20 protein-coding genes are annotated in these 25,026 nt (G+C 57.0%); 16 read left to right on the top strand and 4 right to left on the bottom strand.

Annotation, left to right across the window (positions count from 1 at the left end; all coding sequences use genetic code 11):
* Positions 1-6 precede the first annotated feature (6 nt).
* From pbpC to F8R23_RS18115, 12 genes are all read left to right on the top strand, one after another.
* A complete protein-coding gene (gene pbpC / locus F8R23_RS18170) occupies positions 7-2,331 on the top strand; it encodes a peptidoglycan glycosyltransferase PbpC (RefSeq protein ID WP_151415878.1) in 2,325 nt (774 codons plus the stop codon).
* Positions 2,332-2,512: 181 nt separating this feature from the next.
* Entirely contained in the window at positions 2,513-2,938 is a 426-nt protein-coding gene (gene ndk, locus F8R23_RS18165; RefSeq protein ID WP_012146321.1) for a nucleoside-diphosphate kinase, read from the top strand.
* A 230-nt stretch (positions 2,939-3,168) separates the two neighbouring features.
* Entirely contained in the window at positions 3,169-4,365 is a 1,197-nt protein-coding gene (gene rlmN, locus F8R23_RS18160; RefSeq protein WP_129937401.1) for a dual-specificity RNA methyltransferase RlmN, read from the top strand.
* Positions 4,366-4,452: 87 nt separating this feature from the next.
* A complete protein-coding gene (gene pilW, locus F8R23_RS18155) occupies positions 4,453-5,202 on the top strand; it encodes a type IV pilus biogenesis/stability protein PilW (protein WP_112348617.1) in 750 nt (249 codons plus the stop codon).
* Positions 5,192-6,166, top strand: coding sequence for a cytoskeleton protein RodZ (gene rodZ, locus F8R23_RS18150; RefSeq protein ID WP_151415877.1), 975 nt, complete (start codon positions 5,192-5,194; stop codon positions 6,164-6,166). The genes pilW and rodZ overlap by 11 nt, the downstream gene beginning before the upstream one ends.
* A 47-nt stretch (positions 6,167-6,213) precedes the next feature.
* On the top strand, positions 6,214-7,335 hold the full coding sequence (gene ispG, locus F8R23_RS18145; protein ID WP_112348619.1) for a flavodoxin-dependent (E)-4-hydroxy-3-methylbut-2-enyl-diphosphate synthase: 1,122 nt from the start codon (positions 6,214-6,216) through the stop codon (positions 7,333-7,335).
* A 138-nt stretch (positions 7,336-7,473) separates the two neighbouring features.
* Positions 7,474-8,748: a histidine--tRNA ligase gene (gene hisS / locus F8R23_RS18140; RefSeq protein WP_129937399.1), complete on the top strand. Its 1,275-nt coding sequence runs from the start codon at positions 7,474-7,476 to the stop codon at positions 8,746-8,748.
* 13 nt (positions 8,749-8,761) lie between these two features.
* Complete coding sequence (locus F8R23_RS18135) at positions 8,762-9,382, top strand: YfgM family protein (RefSeq protein WP_151415876.1); 621 nt, start codon at positions 8,762-8,764, stop codon at positions 9,380-9,382.
* A gap of 11 nt (positions 9,383-9,393) precedes the next feature.
* On the top strand, positions 9,394-10,575 hold the full coding sequence (gene bamB / locus F8R23_RS18130) for an outer membrane protein assembly factor BamB (protein ID WP_112348621.1): 1,182 nt from the start codon (positions 9,394-9,396) through the stop codon (positions 10,573-10,575).
* 255 nt (positions 10,576-10,830) lie between these two features.
* Positions 10,831-12,315, top strand: coding sequence for a ribosome biogenesis GTPase Der (der, locus tag F8R23_RS18125; protein ID WP_151415875.1), 1,485 nt, complete (start codon positions 10,831-10,833; stop codon positions 12,313-12,315).
* A 102-nt stretch (positions 12,316-12,417) separates the two neighbouring features.
* Positions 12,418-13,374: an AEC family transporter gene (locus F8R23_RS18120; protein ID WP_129938975.1), complete on the top strand. Its 957-nt coding sequence runs from the start codon at positions 12,418-12,420 to the stop codon at positions 13,372-13,374.
* Positions 13,375-13,387: 13 nt separating this feature from the next.
* On the top strand, positions 13,388-13,609 hold the full coding sequence (locus F8R23_RS18115; protein WP_129937395.1) for a zinc ribbon domain-containing protein: 222 nt from the start codon (positions 13,388-13,390) through the stop codon (positions 13,607-13,609).
* A gap of 4 nt (positions 13,610-13,613) precedes the next feature.
* On the opposite strand, the gene F8R23_RS18110 is transcribed toward F8R23_RS18115, so the two are convergent.
* The 3 genes from F8R23_RS18110 to F8R23_RS18100 form a co-directional block, all read right to left on the bottom strand.
* Positions 13,614-13,955: a protealysin inhibitor emfourin gene (locus F8R23_RS18110; RefSeq protein ID WP_129937394.1), complete on the bottom strand. Its 342-nt coding sequence runs from the start codon at positions 13,953-13,955 to the stop codon at positions 13,614-13,616.
* Entirely contained in the window at positions 13,955-14,980 is a 1,026-nt protein-coding gene (locus tag F8R23_RS18105) for a M4 family metallopeptidase (RefSeq protein WP_129937393.1), read from the bottom strand. The genes F8R23_RS18110 and F8R23_RS18105 overlap by 1 nt, the downstream gene beginning before the upstream one ends.
* 82 nt (positions 14,981-15,062) lie before the next feature.
* A complete protein-coding gene (locus F8R23_RS18100; RefSeq protein WP_112348625.1) occupies positions 15,063-16,145 on the bottom strand; it encodes a LacI family DNA-binding transcriptional regulator in 1,083 nt (360 codons plus the stop codon).
* 365 nt (positions 16,146-16,510) lie between these two features.
* On the opposite strand from F8R23_RS18100, the gene F8R23_RS18095 reads away from it, so the two are divergent.
* Complete coding sequence (locus tag F8R23_RS18095; protein ID WP_112348626.1) at positions 16,511-17,818, top strand: MFS transporter; 1,308 nt, start codon at positions 16,511-16,513, stop codon at positions 17,816-17,818.
* Between the two features lie 11 nt (positions 17,819-17,829).
* Positions 17,830-20,196, top strand: coding sequence for a glycoside hydrolase family 31 protein (locus tag F8R23_RS18090; protein ID WP_151415874.1), 2,367 nt, complete (start codon positions 17,830-17,832; stop codon positions 20,194-20,196).
* Between the two features lie 6 nt (positions 20,197-20,202).
* On the opposite strand, the gene xseA is transcribed toward F8R23_RS18090, so the two are convergent.
* Entirely contained in the window at positions 20,203-21,579 is a 1,377-nt protein-coding gene (xseA, locus tag F8R23_RS18085) for an exodeoxyribonuclease VII large subunit (RefSeq protein WP_129937391.1), read from the bottom strand.
* Positions 21,580-21,749: 170 nt separating this feature from the next.
* Here xseA and guaB point away from each other — a divergent pair, with 170 nt between their 5' ends.
* Together guaB and guaA are read left to right on the top strand one after the other, a co-directional pair.
* Complete coding sequence (gene guaB / locus F8R23_RS18075; RefSeq protein ID WP_012146304.1) at positions 21,750-23,213, top strand: IMP dehydrogenase; 1,464 nt, start codon at positions 21,750-21,752, stop codon at positions 23,211-23,213.
* Between the two features lie 101 nt (positions 23,214-23,314).
* Positions 23,315-24,892 (top strand): glutamine-hydrolyzing GMP synthase, encoded by a 1,578-nt coding sequence (guaA, locus tag F8R23_RS18070; protein WP_012146303.1) that lies wholly within the window; start codon positions 23,315-23,317, stop codon positions 24,890-24,892.
* Positions 24,893-25,026 lie beyond the last annotated feature (134 nt).

The following is a 25,026-nucleotide window of genomic DNA, read 5'->3' as shown; positions in this document are numbered from 1 at the left end:
TTCCTGATGAATCGACTTCTTACTCATTTACGTCGCCGGGCAGCCATCTGGCTGCTGGCTATTTTGCTGCCGCCCGTTTTACTGTGGTTGGCGGACCGGCTGTGGCCGTTGCCGCTGAAAGATGCCGAGATGGCGCGCGTGGTGGTGGCGGAAGACGGTACCCCGCTGTGGCGCTATGCGGACAGTGACGGCGTATGGCGCTATCCGGTCAGTCTGCAGCAGGTCTCGCCCTATTATTTGCAGGCGCTGCTGACCTATGAAGACCGTTGGTTTTATCGGCACCCCGGCATCAATCCATTGTCGCTGGCCCGCGCCGCCTGGCAAGACCTGCGTAACGGGCAGATTGTTTCCGGCGGCAGCACGCTGTCGATGCAGGTGGCGCGCCTGATAGATCCCCATCCCCGCACGCTGGGGGGGAAATTGCGCCAGGTGTGGCGTACCGCCCAGTTGGAATGGCATCTGTCGAAGGATCAAATCCTTGAAATCTACCTTAACCGGGCACCTTACGGCGGCACGCTACAGGGGATTGGCGCGGCCAGCTGGACTTATCTGGGCAAACCGCCTTCTGCGCTGACGCGTGGTGAGGCGGCGTTGCTGGCCGTGTTGCCGCAGGCTCCCAGCCGTTTGCGGCCGGACCGCTACCCGGAACGGGCGCAGGCTGCGCGTGACAAGGTGCTGGAACGCCTGGCGTATTATCAGGTTTGGCCGGCACCACAGGTGGCCGAAATCCGGCAGGAAGCGTTGTGGTTGGCCCCGCGCCAGGTACCGCAGTTGGCCCCGTTACTGGCAAGGCGCATGACACAGGGCAATCGTAGCCAGGTGGTGACCACCACGCTGGACGCTACCTTGCAGCGGCGGCTGGAAGAACTGGCTCGCGGCTGGAAGAGTCAACTGCCGGAAAAAACCTCGGTTGGCGTATTGGTGGTTGATCACACCAATATGAAGGTACGCGCCTATCTGGGATCGTTGGATTTGAACGATAACAGCCGTTTTGGCCATGTCGACATGGTAGCCGCCTGGCGATCGCCGGGCTCGACGCTAAAACCCTTCTTGTATGGGCTGGCGCTGGACGATGGCCTGATCCACGCCGAATCGCTGTTGCAAGACGTACCGCGCCGTTTTGGGGATTATCGGCCCGGCAATTTCGATACCGGTTTCCACGGCCCGGTCAGCGCCAGTGAAGCGTTGTCGCGTTCGCTTAACCTGCCGGCAGTACAGTTGCTGGAGGCCTACGGGCCGAAGCGCTTTGCCGCCAATCTCCGTAACGTGGGGGTTGAACTGCGGCTGCCGGCGCACGCCGAACCCAGCCTGGCGCTGATCCTGGGCGGGGCCGGAGCCCGGTTGGATCAGTTGGTGGCCGGATTCAGCGCGCTGGCTCGTCAGGGCCGGGTGGCACCGCTGCGCTTTACGCCTCAGCAAGGGATTTACGATCGCCAGTTCATGTCGCCGGGTGCCGCCTGGATTGTGCGGCGAATATTGGCGGGAGAGGCGCGCCCGCTACCGGATGATGCATTGCCCGCCAGCGTGCCGTTGGCGTGGAAGACGGGCACCAGTTACGGTTACCGCGACGCCTGGGCGATTGGCGTTAATGCCCGCTACACGATGGGGATTTGGGTGGGCCGACCAGACGGCACGCCGGTGGCCGGCCAGTTCGGCTTCGCCACGGCGGTGCCTCTGCTGAATCAGGTCAACAACCTGTTGCTGACCTCTTTACGCCAGCGTGGGGAAGGCATTCCGGCCGATCCGCGCCCCGCTGGCGTCAGCCGTGCAGTGATTTGCTGGCCGGGCGGTCAGCCGCTTCCGGCGGGGGACAGCAATTGCCGCCAACGGCGTCTGAGCTGGATCCTCGACGGGACTATCCCGCCGACGCTGTCCGCGCCGGGCCAGGAAAGCCTGCTGGGTAGTCAACCGCTGACGTGGTTGAACGCGCGTGGATTGCGGGTGGCGGCGGATTGTCCGGGGGCGGCGCCGCGTCGGCTGGCACTGTGGCCAACGCCGCTGGAGCCCTGGTTGCCTGCGGCGGAGCGCCGTGCTCAGCGCTTGCCGGCTATCGATCCACAGTGCCCGCCGTTGCAGCAACAAGAAGCTCCGCCGTTGTTGATGTTGGGCGTGCGTGACGGCGCGATACTGCGTCGCCTGCCTGGCAACAATGCGCTTGATTTGCGGGTCAGCGCCCAGGGCGGCGGCGGACAGCGCTGGTGGTTCCTCAACGGCCAACTGGTGGGGGAAGGGGAGTCGCTGTTGCAGACGCTGACCCAACCTGGTCGCTATCAGCTCAGCGTGCTGGATGAGAGCGGTCAGGTGGCCGTGCGCGAATTTAGCCTCGATTAAGTTAAGTTTTCATAACCTGTGCTCTGGGCCGCAAAGTGAAGAATAAAGATAATGATTTTTTAATGAAATGTTGTTTTTCCCGTAGGCAAGCGTTACCGGCGCACATATAATCTGCGCCACTTGAGAAGGCCGGCACCCTGTTTACAGACCGGCCTGTTTTGGAAGCTATACAGAGGCCATCATGACCGTAGAACGTACCTTTTCCATCATTAAACCAAACGCTGTAGCTAACAACGACATCGGCGCAATCTATGCTCGCTTTGAGCGTGCCGGTTTCAAAATCATCGCATCCAAAATGCTGCGTCTGACTCGCGAACAAGCTGAAGGCTTCTACGCTGAGCACAAAGGCCGCCCATTCTTCGATGGCCTGGTTGAGTTCATGACCTCTGGCCCGATCGTGGTTCAGGTTCTGGAAGCGGAAAACGCAGTACAGCGCAACCGTGACATCATGGGCGCGACCAACCCAGATAACGCACTGGCCGGCACCCTGCGTGCTGACTACGCGGACAGCTTCACTGCCAACGCCGTTCACGGTTCTGATGCAGTAGAATCTGCACAGCGCGAAATCGCGTATTTCTTTAACGAAAGCGAAATCTGCTCACGTTAATATACCCGTCCGAACACGGCATTCACCGGCTGAAACAATAAAAATGCCCTGAATGCCTTTCAGACGTGGAAAGCTGCTACTAAAATTTGTACAATGCCGCGCCCCTGATAAGGCTTCTTGTCAGGGGCGCGCTTTTTAGCGCCGTCACCGCAATTGATGCGGGTTGAACGACGCACTTACTTTCCACTCTTTCGCGCCGTAACGTGTAACAACGAGGCCAGAGATCAATTATGTTAGAACCCATCACGTCCGAGCACATCGTGTCTGAAAATAATTCGCTGACTACTCAATCCGTTAACGCGGAACAACCGGCTGTGGCCAAAATTAACCTGCTGGATTTAAACCGTCAGCAATTACGTGAGTTCTTCGCCAAAATGGGCGAGAAACCCTTCCGTGCCGATCAGGTGATGAAGTGGATGTACCACTATTGCTGCGATGATTTTGAGCAGATGACCGACATCAACAAGGTCCTGCGCAATAAATTGCAGAGCGTCGCCGAGATCCGTGCGCCAGAAGTGGCGGAAGAACAACGCTCAGCCGATGGCACCATTAAATGGGCGATCAAAGTGGGCGATCAGCAGGTCGAAACCGTGTATATCCCGGACGGCGACCGTGCGACCCTGTGTGTTTCTTCCCAGGTGGGTTGTGCACTGGAATGCAAATTCTGTTCGACCGCCCAGCAAGGCTTTAACCGCAACCTGCGCGTGTCGGAAATCATTGGCCAGGTGTGGCGTGCGGCGAAAATCATCGGTGCACTGAAAGTCACCGGCGAACGCCCGATCACCAACGTGGTGATGATGGGCATGGGTGAGCCGCTGCTCAACCTGAGCAATGTGGTACCGGCGATGGAAATCATGCTGGACGACTTCGGTTTTGGCCTGTCCAAGCGTCGTGTGACCCTGTCTACCTCCGGTGTGGTGCCGGCGCTGGACAAGTTGGGCGATATGATCGACGTTGCGCTGGCAATTTCGCTGCATGCGCCGAACGACAAGATCCGTGATGATATCGTGCCGATCAACCGTAAATACAACATCGAAACCTTCCTGGCTGCGGTGCGCCGCTACCTGGCAAAATCCAATGCCAACCAGGGGCGGGTCACGGTCGAGTACGTGATGCTGGACCATATCAATGACAGCACCGACGATGCGCACCAGTTGGCTGAAGTCCTGAAAGATACGCCATGCAAGATCAACCTGATCCCATGGAACCCGTTCCCGGGGGCACCTTACGGCCGCAGTTCCAACAGCCGGGTGGATCGTTTTTCCAAAGTGTTGATGGAATACGGCTTTACGACTATTGTTCGTAAAACCCGTGGTGATGATATCGATGCCGCCTGCGGGCAACTCGCGGGTGAAGTGATCGACCGTACCAAGCGTACCCTGAAAAAGAAAATGGCCGGGGAACCTATCTCCGTACGTGCGGTCTGAACCCTATAGCATGATTTTTTCGTTATCTTACAATCTGTTATATCAACAGATTGTAAGGTGACATCAGACAAGGAAATGAATGCAGGCATGAAGCTGACTCTGTGGGGGATGTTGCTGGCAGCCGGTTTACTGGCGGGCTGTTCCGGTTCAACACCGGAAGAAAAAGACGCGCAGTCACAAGCGGGCCAAACGCGTTTGCAACTGGGTCTGGAATATCTGAAGCAGGGCGATTTACCTGCCGCGCGACAGAATCTGGAGAAGGCGGCGGAAGCTGCCCCACAGGATTACCGTACCCAATTGGGCATGGCACTCTATGAGCAGCGGATGGGTGAAAATAGCGCGGCCGAACAGCGTTATCAGCAAGCGCTCAAACTTGCACCTGGCAATGGCACCGTGCTGAATAATTACGGTGCGTTTCTTTGCAGTTTAGGGCAGTATGTACCGGCACAACAGCAGTTTAGCGCTGCGGCAGTAGCACCGGATTACGGTCAGGTTGCCGACAGCCTGGAAAACGCAGGTTACTGTTTTCTCAAGGCCGGACAGAACGATGAAGCACGTACCTTGTTAACGCGTGCGATGAAGATCGATCCGGACAAAGGCACTCCACTGTTAGTGGAGGCAGAAAAGCAATTTGGAGAAGGGAAGCGCGCGCAGTCGCAACTTTTACTCGATAGTTATCAACATGTTCTGCCGGCTAGCGCCGACAGCTTATGGTTACAGATTCGTTTCGCCGCGTTAGCCGGGCGCCAAGATAGCGTGCAACGTTATGGCAAGCAGTTATCGCGAAGTTTTCCACAATCCAAACAGTACCAGCAGTTCTTAGCTAATGAATACTGAAGCCTCCCAAGATAAAACCGTATCAATGACGACAGGCGAGCGTCTGCGTCAAGCCCGTGAACAACTCGGGTTGAGTCAACAGGCCGTTGCAGAACGCCTGTGCCTCAAAATGTCTACCGTGCGCGATATCGAAGAAGACAATCTGTCCGCAGATTTGGCTTCAACCTTCGTGCGGGGTTATATCCGTTCCTACGCCAAGCTGGTGCGTGTACCAGAGGATGAACTGCTGCCGATGCTGGCCAAGCAGGCTCCGCTGAAGGTGGCGAAAGTTGCCCCCATGCAGAGTTTCTCATTGGGCAAGCGCCGCAAAAAACGCGACGGCTGGCTGATGAGCTTCACCTGGCTGATCGTTTTCGTGGTGGTTGGCCTGACCGGTGCCTGGTGGTGGCAAAACCACAAGGCCCAGCAGGAAGAAATCGCCACTATGGCCGATCAATCCTCTGCCCAGCTTTCACAGAATAACAATGAAGGCCAATCTGTGCCGTTGACCGACAGCAATGCCGACAACAGTGCACCTTTGGCTGACAATGGAGCAACGCCGGTTGATACCGGCGTTGCTCCACTGCAGTCGCAGACTCCGGCCGTTACCGGCAGTGCAACCGCACAGCAACCTGCGGTGGTTTCACCAAGCCAGACAACGCTGCCAGAGACAACGCCTGTGGCACCTGCCGCACCGTTGCCAACCGCTGACGCGGGTGTGGCTGCAACGGCGGTTGATCCTAACGCGCTGGTCATGGAGTTCTCCGCCGACTGTTGGCTGCAGGTGAGTGATGCCAACGGTAAAACGTTGTACAGCGGCAGCCAGAAAAGCGGCGGCAAGCTGAGCCTGGCGGGTACCGCGCCGTACAAACTGACCATTGGTGCACCGGCAGCAGTACAGATTCAATATCAAGGTAAGCCGGTTGATTTAAGCCGGTTTGTTAAGTCAAACCGTGTTGCTCGTCTGACCGTTGCCGCGCAGTAATTGCGCGGCCATTGTCGTTGAGTCAGGGCAACAATGGAGAGTAAGTAATGCATAACCAATCGCCCATCATCCGTCGAAAATCAACGCGAATTTACGTCGGCAATGTGCCTATTGGTGATGGTGCGCCGATTGCCGTGCAGTCGATGACTAACACCCGTACCACTGATGTTGAAGCCACGGTTAATCAGATCAAAGCACTGGAGCGCGTGGGTGTCGATATCGTCCGCGTTTCAGTCCCCACCATGGATGCCGCCGAGGCATTCAGGCTGATCAAGCAGCAGGTCAACGTGCCGCTGGTCGCCGATATCCACTTCGATTACCGTATCGCGCTGCAGGTTGCTGAATATGGCGTAGATTGCTTGCGCATCAACCCGGGCAATATCGGTAACGAGTCGCGTATCCGTTCAGTGGTAGACTGCGCACGCGATAAAAACATCCCAATCCGTATCGGGGTGAATGGCGGTTCGCTGGAAAAAGACATCCAGGAAAAATACGGCGAACCTACGCCGGAAGCGCTGCTCGAATCTGCCATGCGCCACGTTGATATCCTCGATCGCCTCAACTTCGACCAGTTTAAAGTCAGCGTTAAGGCCTCCGATGTGTTCCTGGCGGTGCAATCCTATCGTCTGCTGGCTGCACGTATCGATCAGCCGTTGCATCTGGGCATCACCGAAGCCGGTGGCGCACGCAGTGGCTCAGTGAAGTCGGCGATTGGTTTGGGACTGCTGCTGTCGGAAGGCATCGGCGATACCCTGCGCATCTCGTTGGCAGCCGATCCGGTGGAAGAGGTGAAGGTCGGTTTCGACATTCTGAAATCGCTGCGCATCCGCGCCCGCGGTATTAACTTTATCGCGTGCCCGACCTGTTCACGTCAGGAATTTGACGTTATCGGTACGGTGAACGCGCTGGAACAGCGTCTGGAAGACATCATCACGCCGATGGACATTTCGATTATCGGCTGTGTGGTCAATGGCCCGGGCGAAGCCCTGGTTTCCACGCTGGGCGTGACCGGTGGCCACAAAAAGAGCGGTTTCTACGAAGATGGCGTGCGCCAGAGAGAACGTTTTGACAACGAGCAGATGATTGACCAACTGGAAGCCAAAATCCGCGCCAAGGCGTCGATGATGGATGAAAGCAATCGCATCGCGGTCAACCTGCTGGAAAAATAAGCATTATACCGATACGGCGGGCTTTTTAGCCCGCTTGTTTATGAACCCGGGAGCAGAACTCTGCATTCGCGTTGAATACGGGACGGCAAAGTCCCTATAATCGGGTTCATTTTTATAGACAACGGACAGAGAACTCACGTGGCAAAGAACATTCAAGCCATTCGCGGCATGAACGACTACCTGCCGGAAGAAACGGCATTATGGCAGCGTATTGAAGGCATCCTCAAGCAGGTGCTTAGCGGCTACGGTTACAGCGAAATCCGCTTGCCGATTGTAGAGCAGACCCCGTTATTCAAACGCGCGATCGGCGAAGTGACCGACGTCGTGGAAAAAGAGATGTATACCTTCGACGACCGCAATGGCGAAAGCCTGACGCTGCGTCCGGAAGGGACGGCTGGCTGCGTTCGTGCCGGCATCGAACATGGTCTGCTGTACAATCAGGAGCAGCGTCTGTGGTACGTCGGTCCGATGTTCCGCTACGAGCGCCCGCAAAAAGGCCGCTATCGCCAGTTCCATCAACTGGGGGCCGAAGTGTTTGGCCTGCAAGGCCCGGATATCGACGCCGAGCTGATCCTGCTGAGCGCCCGCTGGTGGAAAGCGCTGGGGATCTCCGAGCACGTCAAGCTGGAGCTGAACTCCATTGGTTCACTGGAAGCACGCGCCAATTACCGCGATGCGCTGGTGGCATTCCTGGAGCAGCATCAAGACAAGCTGGACGAAGATTGCAAACGCCGCATGTACAGCAACCCGCTGCGCGTACTGGACTCGAAAAACCCGGAAGTGCAGGCGTTGTTGAACGACGCGCCACGGTTGTCCGAGTATCTGGATGAAGAATCCAAAGCCCACTTCGAAGGTCTGTGTGAACTTTTGGCGCAGGCAGGCATCCCATATACCATCAATGAACGCCTGGTGCGCGGTCTGGACTACTACAACCGTACGGTATTCGAATGGGTAACCACCAGTCTGGGCGCTCAGGGTACGGTGTGTGCCGGCGGTCGTTATGACGGTCTGGTCGAGCAACTGGGCGGGCGTGCAACGCCGGCAGTCGGTTTCGCCATGGGCCTGGAGCGCTTGGTGTTACTGGTTCAGGCCGTTAACCCAGAGTTCAAAGCCGCTGCGACCATTGACGTATACGTGATCTCCTCCGGTGCCGGGACTCAGAGTGCGGCCATGCAGTTGGCGGAGCGCGTGCGTGATGCGGCGCCACAGCTCAAACTGATGACCAACTACGGCGGCGGTAACTTTAAGAAGCAGATCACCCGTGCGGATAAGTGGGGCGCACGCGTCGCCTTGATCCTGGGTGAGAACGAAGTCGCAGCCCAGCAGGTCGTGGTCAAAGACCTGCGCAGTGGTGAACAAGAAACGCTGGCGCAAAGCGAAGTCGCAGTGCGTCTGGCAACGATGTTAGGTTAAGGAGAAGGACACCGTGGAAGTCTATACCACTGAAAACGAACAAGTCGACGCCGTGCGTCGGTTCTTTGCTGAAAACGGCAAAGCGCTGGCAGTGGGCGTGGTGCTCGGAATTGGTGCCCTGGTCGGCTGGCGTTACTGGCAGAGCCACGAAAACTCCAACATGATGGTTGCGTCCCAATCTTACCAGGAAGCCAGCGATCGTCTGGCTCTCGGTAAACCGGACGATGTCGCCGCTGCAGAGAGGTTTGCACAGGCCAACAGCAACAGCTACGGCGTGATGGCCTCGCTGGAGCTGGCGAAGCATTTTGTTGAGCAGAATGAGTTTGCCAAAGCGAGCCAACAACTGGTGCTGGCTCAGGGCCAGACCAAAGATGAAAACCTGCTTTCGATGATTAACCTGCGTCTGGCTCGTGTTCAGGTGCAGGAGAAAAAGCTGGATGACGCGCTGAAAACGCTGGATGGCGTGAAAGGCGAAGGCTGGGCGGCGATGGCGCAAGATACGCGCGGCGACGTGCTGTTGGCCAAAGGCGACACCAAAGGTGCGCGTGAGGCTTACAGTAAAGGCATTGAGTCTAACGCTTCTCAGGCGCTGCAGGTTCTGCTGCGCATGAAATTGAATAACTTGTCCAGCTAAGGGGAATTCCCATGCAATTGCGTAAAACACTCTTGGTCGGACTGGTTTCCGTTGCCTTGCTGAGTGGTTGCTCACTGTTCAACAGTGAAGAAGACGTGGTTACCATGTCGCCGCTGCCGAAAGTTGAAAATCAGTTCACGCCAAGCAAGGCGTGGAGTACCTCGGTAGGTGACGGTGTCGGTGAGTTCTATTCTCACCTGCGTCCCGCCTTCCAGGACAACACGATTTATGCCGCCGATCGTCACGGTATCGTGAAAGCGCTGGATGCCGATAACGGTAACGAAAAGTGGAAGGTTGATCTCTCTGAGAAAACCGGCTTCTTCTCCAGCAACCTGCCGGCACTGCTGTCGGGTGGTATGGCTGTCGCGGGTGACAAGGCTTACGTTGGCAGTGAGAAAGCGGTGGTTTACGCGCTGAATACTGCAGACGGTACCGTCGCATGGCAGACCAAAGTGGCCGGCGAAGCGATTTCACGTCCGGTGATCAGCGACGGTATGGTGCTGATCCACACCACTAACGGCCTGCTGCAGGCGCTGAACGAATCTGACGGCGCGGTGAAGTGGACGGTTAACCTGGACATGCCTTCACTGTCGTTGCGCGGTGAATCCGCACCGGCCGTTGCCTTTGGCGCAGCCATTGTCGGCGGTGATAACGGTCGCGTAAATGCTGTGCTGATGCAGCAAGGTCAGTTGATTTGGCAGCAACGTATTTCCCAGCCTAGCGGCGCGACCGAAATCGATCGTTTGAACGATGTCGACACTACGCCGGTGATTGTTGAGGGCGTTGTCTACGCATTAGGTTACAATGGCAACCTGACGGCGTTGGATCTGCGTTCCGGCCAGATCATGTGGAAGCGTGAACTGGGCTCGGTGAACGACTTTATCGTTGATGCCGGCCGCATCTACCTTATCGATCAGAACGATCGCGTGGTGGCATTGAGCACCGAAGGTGGCGTGACCGTATGGACGCAGAGCGATCTGCTGCACCGCAACCTGACCCCGCCGGTAATGTACAATGGTTTCCTGGTGACCGGTGACTCAGAAGGTTACCTGCACTGGATCAACACCACGGACGGCCGTTTTGTTGCTCAGCAAGAAGTGGATAGCTCCGGCTTCCTGTCTGCGCCAATGGTCGCTGGCGATAAGCTGGTCATCCAGGCGAAGGGCGGAAAAGTTTACGCTTTCACCCGCTAACGCCGATCGTCGCAACCTATTCAGTACCCAAAGGATTTCGGGGGGCAGCCAGGCGACAAGTGCACAAATCCCCAGGAGCTTAGTGAACTAAGTGACTGGGGTGAGGGCACGAAGTCAACGCCGCTGCGGCGCGAAAGATGAAGGGGAAAACGGCTCCTGAGTGTTCAGGGGCCGTTTCGTATTTTTATAAGCTGCACTCCTGGTGTCTACCCATGGTGTAGTAACGCTTTGATTATTAAGTAATGAGGCTTCACAATGATACCTGTCGTCGCGCTAGTAGGGCGCCCGAATGTGGGTAAATCCACCTTGTTTAACCGTTTAACCCATACGCGCGATGCGCTGGTGGCGGATTTCCCCGGGCTAACGCGAGACCGCAAGTATGGTCGTGCTGAGGTTGAGGGTAATGAATTTATTATCGTCGATACCGGGGGCATTGACGGCACCGAAGACGGCGTTGAAACCCGCATGGCCGGTCAGTCGCTGCTGGCGATCGAAGAAGCAGACATCGTGCTGTTTATGGTCGATGCTCGCGCCGGTCTGATGCCAGCCGATCTGGGTATTGCCCAGCATCTGCGCAACCGTCAGAAAGCCACCTTCCTGGTTGCCAACAAAACCGACGGTATGGATCCCGACATGGCCACCGCCGATTTCTACTCGCTGGGTCTGGGCGACGTGCATGCGATTGCTGCTTCCCACGGTCGTGGCGTGGCGCAGTTGATCGAACACGTGCTGGTGCCGTTTGTTGGTGAAAAGCCGGAAGAAGTCGAGCTGACCGAAGAAGAGGCTAACGCCGCTTATTGGGCCGAGCAAGAGGGTGAAACCCTCGAAGGCGCAGAAGAAGAGCCGGAAGACGACTTCAACCCGCAGGATCTGCCAATCAAGCTGGCTATCGTCGGTCGTCCTAACGTAGGTAAGTCCACACTGACTAACCGTATCCTCGGCGAAGATCGTGTTGTGGTTTACGACATGCCGGGCACCACCCGTGACAGCATTTATATCCCGATGGTTCGTGACGAGCGCGAATATGTGCTGATCGATACCGCTGGGGTGCGTAAGCGCGGCAAGGTGACGGAAACCGTAGAGAAGTTCTCGGTAATCAAAACCCTGCAGGCGATCGAAGACGCTAACGTGGTGTTGCTGGTAGTGGATGCACGCGAAGGCATTTCCGATCAGGACCTCTCGCTGCTCGGCTTTATCCTCAATAGTGGGCGCTCACTGGTGATTGTGGTCAACAAGTGGGACGGCATGAGCGAGGAAGATCGCGATCACGTGAAAGAGATGCTCGATCTGCGTCTGGGCTTTGTCGATTTCGCCCGTATTCACTTTATCTCAGCCCTGCATGGTAGCGGCGTTGGCAACTTGTTCGTGTCGGTACTGGAAGCTTACGAGTGTGCGACCCGCCGTGTGAACACCTCAATGCTGACCAAAATTATGCAGATGGCTGCCGACGATCACCAACCGCCGTTGGTACGTGGCCGCCGCGTGAAGCTGAAATATGCGCACGCCGGTGGGTATAACCCGCCGATTGTGGTGATCCACGGCAACCAGGTGACCGATCTGTCCGATTCGTACAAACGCTACCTGATGAACTACTTCCGTCGTTCTCTGAAGGTGATGGGTACGCCAATCCGCATCCAGTTCAAAGAGGGTGAGAACCCGTTCGCCGGCAAGCGCAACCTGCTGACGCCGAACCAGATGCGCAAGCGTAAACGCCTGATGAGCCACCTGAAGAAAGGCTAATCATAAGAATGAGGGGCGCGGTATCACTACCGCGCCCCTTTTTTATTGGATCGAAATCGTTTTATTATCTGACTATTACCGTCGTTAGCCTGAAGGAACATCATGTCCTGGGAAACCTGGAGTTTTGCATTCAACGTCACCGTCCCCAATCTGTTAATGATGTTGCTGGGCATATTGCTGCGCCACTGGCGCTTGATGGACGACCGTTTTATTGATGGCGCCACCAAGCTGGTGTTTAACCTGGCGCTGCCCTGTTTGTTGTTCTTCAGCATCGCCACCAACCACCCGCAGTTGCTGGGCAACCTGCCGCTGGTAATCTTTGGCGCTATTGGCACCGTGGTCACCTTCCTGCTGCTGGAAGTGGCGGCTATCTGGCTGGTTAAAGAGCCACGTGAGCGCGGTGTCTTTGTGCAGGGGGGCTTCCGTGCCAATACCGCCATTGTCGGCCTGGCCTATGCCATGACCGCTTACGGCAGTGAGGGCGTGGCGTTAGGGTCGCTGTACCTGACGGTGACGGTGATCTTGTTTAACGTGCTGTCGGTGATTACCCTGACGCGTAGCCTGCAGGGGGGACAGGGCAAGAGGATCAGCCGCCTGTCGCTGTTGCGCAGCATCGTCACCAATCCGCTGATTATTGGTCTGGTGTGCGGCTTGGTCTATGCGCAGACCGGTCTGGGAATACCTCAGGTGATCCGGCAGACGGGCAGCTACATCTCTGCACTGTCGCTACCGCTGGCATTGCTGTGCACCGGCGCCAGTTTGGATCTGCGCGCCATGTTCCGTTCGTCCAACGTGGCGGCGCTGTCCTCTTCGGCCAAGTTGTTTATCGTGCCAGTGATAATGACGCTGGGTGGCTGGTTATGCGGTTTTCACGGTGCGGCATTGGGGATTATCTTCCTGTTCTCGGCTACGCCAACGGCGTCTGGCAGCTATGTGATGACGCGCGCCATGGGAGGGAACGCCACGCTGGCGGCGAATATTATCGCCATCACCACCGTCGGCTCATTTTTCACTACCGCGTTAGGCATCTATTTCTTACGCTCATGGGGCGTGATTTAACCTGGGAGAAACTATGGAAGCGCAGTGTCCGCAATGCGATCAAAAGATGGCGTGGGTGAATGGTCACTACCATTGCGCCGCCTGTAACAGCGATTATCAACAGTTGGCTCACTGCCCGGATTGCGGGCAACCGTTGCAAGAGCTGAAGGCCTGCGGCGCGGTGGACTACCTGTGCCAGAACGGCCACGGGCTGATCTCCAAAAAGCGCGTGATATTCAGTTATCAGCCGTTGTAAGTATTCACTCATCTACCTGGCCGGTTTTCCACAGGTCGACTAACGCCTGTGGAGCGCTGGTTTCCGGGATCAACAGCACGATTTCACTGCGCAGGTTTTGGCTGTAATAGCTGATCTGCACGCGAAAATAGCGTTGGTCACCGCAGCCGGGGGAGTCCGGCTGACCCTCTTCCTGGGCGTAAGGCAGCGTCTGGTTCAACAGTTGGTTCAGGCGCTGCCGTTGCTCTGGCGTAATGTCGGCCAGCGCAATGCGCCGCTGGCCCGCCAGTTTGGGAATAAAGGCGAAGCCGCCTTCACGTGCCAGCTCAATGACCGTGTCCTGATTGAGTACCGGCAAAGGTTTCATTACTCCACTCCCACCTGATGCCAGGCCTGCTGTACCTTTTGCGCTACCTTGCTGTCGAAGCGCTGTTCTGCATGCTTAACCGTGGTACGGGCAAAGGTGACGAAATCAGCGTCCTGCGGCAGTCCCTTATCACACAGGGTGTCGTACCAGATGTAACCGGCTTTCTCCCAGGCATAGCCGCCCAGTGCAGTGGCCGCCAGATAAAAGGCGCGATTGGGGATACCGGAGTTGAGGTGGACGCCGCCGTTGTCTTCTTTGGTCTGAATGTAGTCTTTCATGCTGGCCGGCTGGGGATCTTTCCCCAGCAGCAGATCGTCGTAGGCGGTGCCGGGAGCCGACATCGAACGCAGGCCCTTGCCGTTGATGCCTTTCGCCAACAGTCCCTCGCCAATCAGCCAGTCGGCTTTATCAGCAGTTTGCTTAAGGTGGAACTGCTTGACCAAAGAACCAAACACGTCAGACAGCGATTCATTCAGCGCCCCGGCTTGCTGGAAGTAAATTAACCCGGCTTCGCTTTCGGTAACGCCGTGCGCCAGTTCATGGCCGACTACGTCTATGGCGATGGTAAAACGGTTAAAGATTTCGCCATCCCCGTCGCCGAAGACCATTTGCTGGCCATTCCAAAAGGCGTTCTGGTATTCCTTGCCGTAATGCACGCTGCCGGTCAGCGGCAGGCCCAGGTTGTCCAGCGAGTTGCGTTTGAACGCCTGCCAGAAGAAATCGTAGGTGACGCCGAGATAGTCATAGGCTTCATCCACCGCCACGTCGTGGTTGCTGGCCTGGCCCTCATTACGCACCTGTTTGCCGGGCAGTTGAGTGCCGTTTTCGGCATCAAAAATATCGCGGATGACTTCACCACCGGTCGAGGTTTTCGCCCCGGGAGCCCGCAGTGGCTTGTTACCGAGCAGGCTCTGAACATGATTCAGGGTGTGCAACGCACAGTCGCGCTGTGGCAGGCTGCCGTGCTCAATGATCCGGCGCAGCATATAAGGGGGGATGACCGATCGTGCTGTTAGGGTCGGCATAGTGGCTCTCCTTAGGCAAAAAAGTTACCCGTCATCTTTCAAGCTATAGGGTATCTATAAATATTTTGACACTAAGTGTAGCTCAGACATCGTAAAGACGATGATCGTGGGTACTGACCGCCGGGTTGGTTTTATGGGAGCTGATGCGTTTGACCGAGGTGCGAACCGCCAGCTTGCCATGCAGCAGCAGGTTGCACGGGGGCGCATCGGCGCGCAGCATGCGGCGCTGCAATAGTTGAATGGCCTCATAGCCCAGTTCGTCGCGCGGCACATGTACCGAGGTGAGCGGCACGTCATGAATTTCCGCCAGATTAAAACCGTCGGTGCTCATCACTGAGATATCGCCCGGCACGTTCAACTGCAGTTTGTTGAGCGCCTTGACCGCGCCGACCGCCATATAGTCGCCACCGGCGAGAATGGCCGTGGGCAACTGTGAGCGGTGGCTGACCCGATTGATAAAGGTGGTGAGTGCCTGTTCGGCCTCTTCGCTGCCGAAGCCGGAGGTGGTGACCAGATGGCGACCTTCATCAAAGGCGATATTGTGTCGCGCATAGGCTTGTTTAATGCCTGCCAGCCGCAATTCCATGGTGTGCCGACGCAGGCATTGCAGGTTCAGAATATGGCTATGGCCCTGCTGGAACAGATAGTTGGCGGAGAACTCGCCAATCAGTTGATGGTCGGGCGACACGCTATCGAGCCGCATCTGACGGTCGCTGCAGTTAATCAGTACGCAGGGTTTGTTCAGGTCGGCGGCTAACTGGTGAATATGTTCGTCATCGATGCCGATAATCAGTGCCGCCTGGGTCTGCGGATCGCTCATCTTTTCCAGAAACAGCGCGCCATCGCTGTGTAATTCTTCAAGCCCGCAATAGCGAATACGTACTTCGTGCTCTGCCAGCGCAGCGGTGATGCCCTGGATCACCTTGTAGTAAAAGATATCGGTGCGCACGTCAAAGGCCCGTTGCGGGGCGAAGACCATCACGTTGTTCAACATCAGTCGGCCGCTGGAAATCCCCTGCAGGATCCCCTTTTGTTGGGCGCAGGTCAGCACCTTCTGACGTGCCTCGGCGCTGGTGTTGGCCTTGCCTGCTAATACACGTGAAACGGTGCTGATCGACAGCCCGGTTTGGCGGGCGATTTCCTGTATTTTCAGCTTTCCGTTCATTCTGTGATCTCCTTCAAATTTGATAATGAAAATATTTTCACGGTATTTTTTCGGCGTACTGTCAGGCTTTGGTCGCCATTATGGCGACCTTTTATCCTACGTATGAAAATTTTTGCAAAAAACCACGTTTCGCTCACGCTTCCGGCTGGATAGTCTGAATTGGTATGCCAATTTTATAGATTTATCAGTCCAATTGGTGGGCTGAATTATAAATAAAATGAAAATAAATCAGTTGGTTGTGAAGGTGATATGCCTGCTTGTGTGAAGCACATCTCAATTTCACGGGTTCCATACCTTCACTAACCAAACGTACCCTACCAAAAAGCGCGCTGTGTCACCGGGCAGCTGTCGTGGAGAGAAGACAGATGAGTGTTGAAATTAATCAGACGGTCGTTGACAGCGGCCGGCGTAAATTTAAATCGCTGCGCTGGTGGATGCTGGCGCTGTTTTTACTGGGCGTGACGGTCAACTACATCACTCGTAATTCGCTGGGCATTCTGGCGCCGGAGCTGAAAACCAGCCTGAACATGACTACTGAACAGTACTCCTGGGTGGTGGCGTCGTTTCAACTGGCCTATACGGTGTTTCAGCCGATCTGTGGCTGGCTGATAGACGTGATCGGCCTGAAGATGGGGTTCCTGATCTGCGCCAGCATCTGGGCGGTAGTCTGCATGATGCACGCCGGGGCAGGCACCTGGGTGCAGTTGGCGATCCTGCGCTTCTTCATGGGCGGGGCAGAAGCGGCGGCGACACCGGCCAACGCCAAGGCCATTTCCGACTGGTTCCCGAAAAAGGAACGGCCGATCGCTGCCGGCTGGGCGGGGGTGGGGTTTTCTATTGGTGCCATGCTGGCACCGCCGATCATTGTCATCGCCCATGTCTCCTTTGGCTGGCAGGGCGCTTTCCTGTTCTCCGGCGCACTGGCGCTGGTCTGGGTCGTGCTGTGGTGGCGGTTCTACCACTCGCCGCTGCAGCACCCCAATCTGAGCCAGCAGGAGCTGGATTTGATCCGCGAAGACAACGAGCCCGAGTTGCCCCGGCTGCCCTTCTTCAAGTCGCTGGCGATCCTGTGCCGCAATAAAAAGTTTTATGGCATAGCCATTCCGGCATTTCTTGCCGAACCGGCCTGGGCGGTATTCAGTTTCTGGGTGCCGCTGTACCTGGCCACCGAGCGCGGCATGGATTTAAAACACATCGCCATGTTTGCCTGGCTGCCGTTTTTGGCGGCGGACATCGGCAGCGTTGCCAGCGGCTATCTCACCACGCTGTATCGCAAATGGTTTGGCTGCAGCCGCGTCAACTCGGTGGTTGCCAGTTCGGTCACCGGCGCATTCATGATGGTCTCGCTGGCGTTTGTGGCGATCACTAAAGATCCCTACCTGGCGATCGCTCTGATCTCGATCGGCGGATTTGGCCATCAGGTGATCTCCTGCATGCTCAGCGCGCTAGTGGTGGAATCGTTCGATAAAAACCAGGTAGCGACGGTCAACGGCATGCGCGGCTCCAGCGCCTGGATCGCCAGCTTCCTGTTTACGCTGCTGATCGGCGCGGTCTCCGATACCGTCGGTTTCAATCCGTTGTTTATCGCCATGGGCTTCTTCGACCTGATCGGCGCCCTGTTCCTGATTGCCTTGATCGCCGAACGCGGCGGTAAAAAAACACTTAATAGTTAAGTTGGATTCCTATGAAAACCTTGAAAAATTGGACGTTGGCCGGTCAGTATGCCGATCGCATTGAACTGTTGGTCGACGAACGTCACCTGTTTTGCCTGTACGTACTGGAAAACGACCTGTTCCGCGTGTTGATCAAACGCAACGGCGAGTTGGCGTTGGATCGCACCTGGAGCATTGCGCCGGAAAGTGACGTGCCCTGGGAAGGACGTGATCGGCTGAGCGCGGCCGGGTTCGGCCTGCCGGGCTATCAGCTGCAGCAACATGGCGATCGGCTGGTGGTGGCGACGCCTGCGCTGCGCGTGACCGTGCATCAGCCGCTGTGGCTGGAGTGGGAGCACTGCAACGCCGCCGGGGAATGGCGTCCACTGGCAGCCGATCGGCCCACCAGCGCTTACCTGCTTAATCCGCACGGTGACGGCGTGGCCCATTATCAGCGCCGCCAGACTGCCGAGCGTTACTATGGCCTGGGTGAGAAGGCCGGGGATTTGGAACGCAGTGGCCGTCGCTTTGAAATGCGTAATCTGGACGCGATGGGCTACAACGCCGCCAGCACCGACCCGCTGTACAAACATATTCCGTTTACCATCACCCGCGGTGAAGAGGCCAGTTTCGGGCTGTTTTACGACAACCTGAGCAGTTGCTGGCTGGATCTGGGCAATGAGATCGATAACTACCATCTGGCCTATCGCCGCTATCAGGCGGAGGCGGGGGATCTGGATTATTATCTGTTCCTTGGCCCCAAGGTGCTGGATGTGACTAAGGCGTTCGTGCGCCTGACCGGCAAGACCCACTTCGGCCCGAAATGGAGCCTGGGCTACAGCGGTTCCACCATGCATTACACCGACGCGCCGGACGCCCAGCAGCAGCTACAGCAGTTTATTCAGCTCTGTCGCCAGCATGATATTCCCTGCGACTCGTTCCAACTGTCATCGGGTTACACCTCGATTGCCAACAAGCGCTATGTGTTCAACTGGAATTACGACAAGGTGCCGCAGCCCAAGCTACTGAGCCAGGCGTTTCACGACGCCGGACTGAAGCTGGCGGCCAACATCAAACCCTGTCTGTTGCAGGATCACCCGCAGTATCAGCAGGCGGCGGATCAGGGGCTGTTTATCCGTGATTCTGAAAGCGACCGACCGGAGCGCTCCAGCTTTTGGGACGACGAAGGCTCGCACCTCGACTTCACCAATCCGGCGGCTGTCGGCTGGTGGCAGCAGGGCGTGACGCAGCAACTGCTAGAGATGGGTATCGATTCCACCTGGAATGACAATAACGAATACGAAGTATGGGACGGGGAGGCACGTTGCCACGGTTTCGGCACACCTATCGCCATCAAGCATATCCGCCCGGTGATGCCGTTACTGATGATGCGCGCTTCAATGGAGGCTCAGCAACGCTTTGCTCCCGAGCTGCGGCCCTATCTGATTTCGCGCTCCGGGTGTGCCGGTATGCAGCGTTATGTGCAGACCTGGAGCGGCGACAATCGCACCAGTTGGCAGACCCTGCGCTACAACATCCGTATGGGGTTGGGCATGAGCCTGTCGGGGCTGTATAACCTGGGGCATGACGTCGGCGGTTTCTCCGGTGACAAGCCGGACGCCGAACTCCTGGTGCGTTGGGTGCAAAACGGCGTGATGCATCCGCGTTTCACCATTCACTCCTGGAACGACGACGCTACGGTTAACGAACCCTGGATGTATCCGGCCGCTACCCCGGCGGTACGCGAGGCGATTAATCTGCGCTATCGGCTGATGCCGTATTTTTACACCCTGCTGTGGCAGGCCAGTGCCGACGACGAGCCGATGCTGCGCCCGACCTTCCTCGACCATGAGCATGACGAGCACACCCTGAAAGAAACCGATGATTTTATGATTGGCCGCGATCTGCTGGTGGCCAGCGTGGTGGAGCAGGGGCTGCGCCAGCGGCCGGTGTATCTGCCGGATAACGGGGATGGCTGGTACTGCTTCTACAGCGGCCAGTGGTTCAGCGGTGGCCAGACGGTGGTGCTGGAGGCCCCGCTGGAGCGCTTGCCGTTACTGGTACGTGCTGGTGCAGGGTTGCCGCTGTCATCCCGTTTGGCTCATGTTGATGCGGCGGCCGACAATCGGCGCGAGCTTAAACTCTATCCGCTAAAAGGCTGTGGCAGCGCTTCTGGGCTGTTATTTGAAGACGACGGGGAAAGTTATGGCTGGCAGCAGGGCGACGCGCTGTGGCTGCGCTGGGAGATGCTCAGTGACAATCAGCGCATCACGCTGAACATTACCACCGAAGGCCGCTTTAAACCGGCATGGCAAACGTTGACCTTCAGCTTGCCTGCCGGAGAAACGCGCGAGCTGTGGATCAACGGCGCGCCGGGCAGCAGTTTTACGCTGGAATAAGCGGAATTATTCAGCCGCGCGCTTTTTGCGCGGCTTTTTGGCCAGGGTAATGGTTTTCACCTCGCTTTCCACCCAGCCATCCTGCAGACGGGTTTTCAGCATTTCACCCACCTGAGCCTGCTTGGTGGTTTTCAGCAGTTCGCCGCGAGGGGTTTGCGTCACGCTGTAGCCGCGCGCCAGCGTTGCCAGCGGGCTGACCGCCTCGAGCTGGCTACAGGCGACGCCGAAGCGCTGACGCCAGGCGTTGAGCTGACGTTCCAGCGCCTGTTGCAAACGGTATTCCTGCTGTTGCACACGTTGCTGGTAGCGATGAATGCGTGGCTGCGGCTGCATCTGCGCCAAGCGCTGTTGCGCCCGCTCGCTGCGGCGTGAGGACACACGCAGTTGGTTCTGCATGCCGTCTTCCAACCGCCGTTGCAGTTTGAACAACAGCGTCTGCTGACGCGCCAGGCGCAGGTGCGGATGCTGTTGCTGCAAACGGTGGTTGATGCGGGTGAACTGTTGCTGGCGCTGAGCCAGATAGTAATCCATCGCCATTTCCATCCGCTGTTGCTGGGACTGCAACTGACGCAGCAGCTCCAACTGATTGCGACTGACCAGTTCGGCAGCGGCGGAAGGGGTTGGCGCCCGCAGATCGGCGACAAAATCGGCAATGGTGACGTCGGTTTCATGGCCGACGGCGCTGACGATCGGAATGCGGCTGGCGAATATCGCTCGCGCTACGCGTTCATCGTTGAAGCTCCACAGGTCTTCCAGCGAGCCCCCGCCACGGCCGACGATCAGCACGTCACACTCGTCCCGGCGGTTAGCTGTTTCGATGGCGCGCACAATCTGCAACGGCGCTTCTGCGCCCTGCACCGAAGTGGGATAGATAACGATAGGCAGTGAAGGATCACGTCGTTGTAGTACCTGCAGCACATCGTGCAGCGCCGCACCGCTGGCGGAGGTAATAACCCCGACGCGTTTGGCCGGGCTGGGCAAGGGTTGCTTGAACTGTTGGTCGAATAGGCCTTCGGCGCTCAGGCGTTGTTTTAACTGGTCGAACTGCTGTTGCAACAGACCGTCACCGGCAGGCTGCATGCTTTCGGCAATCAGTTGGTAGTCGCCGCGGGGCTCATACAGCGTAATGCTGGCGCGAACCAGTACCTGTTGGCCATTCTGCGGACGGAAAGTGGTGCGGCGGTTGGTGTTGCGGAACATCGCGCAACGCACCTGTGCACGATCGTCTTTCAGCGTGAAATACCAGTGGCCGGAAGAGGGTTGGGAGAAGTTGGAAATCTCGGCGGAGAGCCAAATCTGGCCCATTTCCATTTCCAGCAGCTGTCGAACCGTCTGATTCAGGCGGCTTACGGTAAAAATAGACGGCGAAACAGGTAGCGACATGTGACCCAGATCAAATTTCAAAACAAGCACTTAATTGGTCGATACTACATGGCTGAAAAAGGTAATCAAGAGTTTTTGTGCGAAAGTACTGGAGGCAACCGATTACGCTCTGTATAATGCCGCGGCAATATTTTATCTTTTTCACAGCCCACTCTGGTGAGATATTGCCCATGCTACGCATCGCAAAAGAAGCACTGACATTCGACGACGTTCTCCTGGTTCCAGCTCACTCTACGGTTCTGCCTAATACCGCTGAGCTCGGCACCCAATTGACCAAAACCATCCACCTGAATATCCCTATGCTGTCCGCAGCCATGGACACCGTTACCGAAGCCAATCTGGCTATCGCGCTGGCGCAGGAAGGCGGTTTAGGCTTCATCCACAAAAACATGTCCATCGAGCGTCAGGCTGAAGAAGTCCGCCGCGTGAAAAAACATGAAAGCGGCGTGGTCACCGATCCACAGGCCGTGACTCCGACCACCACCCTGAAAGAAGTGAAAGAACTGACCGCGCGTAACGGCTTTGCCGGCTACCCGGTAGTGACCGAAGAAAACGAACTGGTCGGCATCATCACCGGCCGTGACGTTCGCTTCGTTACCGATCTGAACCAGCCTGTTACCGCCGTGATGACGCCGAAAGAGCGCCTGGTTACGGTGAAAGAAGGTGAAGCGCGTGAAGTCGTGCTGCAGAAAATGCACGAAAAACGCGTAGAGAAAGCGCTGGTGGTAGACGACCAGTTCCATCTGCTGGGCATGATCACCGTCAAAGACTTCCAAAAAGCGGAACGCAAGCCAAACGCCTGTAAAGACGAGCATGGCCGTCTGCGCGTAGGTGCTGCGGTTGGCGCCGGTGCAGGTAACGAAGAGCGTGTTGATGCGCTGGTCGCTGCCGGCGTTGACGTCCTGCTGATTGACTCCTCCCACGGCCATTCCGAAGGCGTATTGCAGCGCATTCGTGAAACCCGCGCCAAATACCCGGACCTGCAGATCGTTGGCGGCAACGTCGCGACCGCTTCAGGCGCCAAAGCGCTGGCTGATGCCGGTGTTAGCGCAGTGAAAGTGGGTATCGGCCCTGGCTCCATCTGTACCACTCGTATCGTTACCGGCGTTGGTGTACCGCAGATCACCGCGATCGCCGACGCGGTTGAAGCGTTGGAAGGCACCGGTATTCCGGTTATCGCCGACGGCGGCATCCGATTCTCCGGTGACATCGCCAAAGCTATCGCGGCTGGCGCATCCTGTGTGATGGTCGGCTCCATGCTGGCGGGTACCGAAGAATCTCCGGGCGAAATCGAGCTGTATCAGGGCCGTTCGTTCAAATCCTATCGCGGTATGGGCTCACTGGGCGCGATGTCCAAAGGCTCTTCCGACCGTTACTTCCAGACCGATAACGCCGCCGACAAACTGGTGCCTGAAGGTATCGAAGGCCGCGTGGCTTACAAAGGCATGCTGAAAGCCATTGTTCACCAGCAAATGGGCGGTCTGCGCTCTTGCATGGGCCTGACAGGTTGCGGCACCATCGACGAGCTGCGCACCAAGGCTGAATTTGTGCGCATCAGCGGCGCCGGCATTCAGGAAAGCCACGTGCATGACGTGACCATCACCAAAGAGTCACCGAACTATCGCATGGGTTAATGCTTTAACTTCTCCTGCGTGAGAAGCCGGGGTGGGGCGTAACGCTTCACCCCGAAAACACTATTTTCGCTCTTTTTCTCTGTTGCTGGAATTCGCCTCACATGACAAAAAATATCCATAAGCATCGCATCCTTATTCTGGATTTTGGTTCGCAATACACTCAACTGGTAGCACGCCGCGTGCGCGAAATCGGCGTTTACTGTGAGCTGTGGGCCTGGGACGTTAGCGAAGAGCAAATCCGCGAATTCAATCCAAGCGGCATCATCCTTTCCGGCGGCCCGGAAAGCACCACCGAAGCCAATAGCCCGCGCGCGCCAGAATACGTGTTCACCGCCGGTGTCCCGGTACTGGGCGTATGCTACGGCATGCAGACCATGGCGATGCAGTTGGGTGGCCAGGTAGAAGGGTCCAACGAGCGTGAGTTCGGTTATGCCCAGGTGGAAATCACCACCGAAAGCGCATTGGTGCGCGACATCGAAGACGCCCTGAGCCCGGCCGGCAAACCGCTGCTGGACGTGTGGATGAGCCACGGCGACAAAGTGACCGCTATCCCGGCTGACTTCGTGACCGTCGCCAGCACCGATACCTGCCCGTTTGCCATTATGGCCAACGAAGAAAAACGCTTCTACGGCGTGCAGTTCCACCCGGAAGTAACCCACACCCGTCAGGGCCAGCGTATGCTGGAGCGTTTCGTGCTGGATATCTGCCAGTGTGAAGCCCTGTGGACCCCGGCCACCATCATTGAAGATGCGGTAGAGCGCATTCGTCAGCAGGTAGGCGAAGATCACGTGATCCTCGGCCTGTCCGGCGGCGTAGACTCTTCCGTTACCGCTATGTTGCTGCACCGCGCCATCGGCAAACGCCTGACCTGTGTGTTTGTCGACAACGGCCTGCTGCGCCTGAACGAAGCCGAACAGGTACTGGAAATGTTTGGTGACCACTTCGGCCTGAACATTGTTCACGTGGCGGCAGAAGATCGCTTCCTGAGCGCACTGGCCGGTGTTGACGAGCCAGAAGCCAAGCGCAAGATCATTGGTCGCGTGTTCGTTGAGCTGTTCGACGAAGAAGCCTGCAAGCAATCTGAAGTTAAATGGCTGGCGCAAGGCACCATCTACCCGGACGTGATCGAATCCGCCGCTTCTGCCACCGGCAAAGCGCACGTGATCAAGTCGCACCACAACGTGGGTGGCCTGCCGAAAGAGATGAAGCTGGGCCTGGTCGAACCGCTGAAAGAGCTGTTCAAAGACGAAGTGCGCAAAATTGGCCTGGAACTGGGCCTGCCGTACGACATGCTGTTCCGCCACCCGTTCCCGGGGCCAGGTCTGGGCGTGCGCGTATTAGGCGAAGTGAAGAAAGAGTATTGCGACCTGCTGCGCCGCGCCGATGCCATCTTCATTGAAGAACTGCACAAGGCCGATCTGTACAACAAGGTCAGCCAGGCATTCACCGTATTCCTGCCGGTACGTTCCGTTGGTGTGATGGGCGATGGCCGTAAATACGACTGGGTTGTTTCACTGCGCGCTGTGGAAACCATCGACTTTATGACCGCGCATTGGGCGCACCTGCCGTATGATTTCCTCGGCCGCGTCTCCAACCGTATCATCAACGAAGTGAACGGTATTTCCCGCGTAGTTTATGACATCAGCGGCAAGCCACCGGCTACCATTGAGTGGGAATGATTTGACGTCTGGCATGTGCTGGCACTGACAGGTATAAAAATATCTAAGCCCACGTAATTGTGGGCTTTTTTGTTTTCGTATCTGGTAAGGGTTGGCAAGTATCAGCATCGTCAAGCATCATTTTTTTATGGCGT

The organism is Serratia proteamaculans, assembly GCF_008830365.1.
Lineage (GTDB): Bacteria > Pseudomonadota > Gammaproteobacteria > Enterobacterales > Enterobacteriaceae > Serratia > Serratia proteamaculans.
The sequence above is the reverse complement of the archived record's forward strand: the minus strand, read 5'-3'. Positions and strand labels throughout refer to the sequence as shown.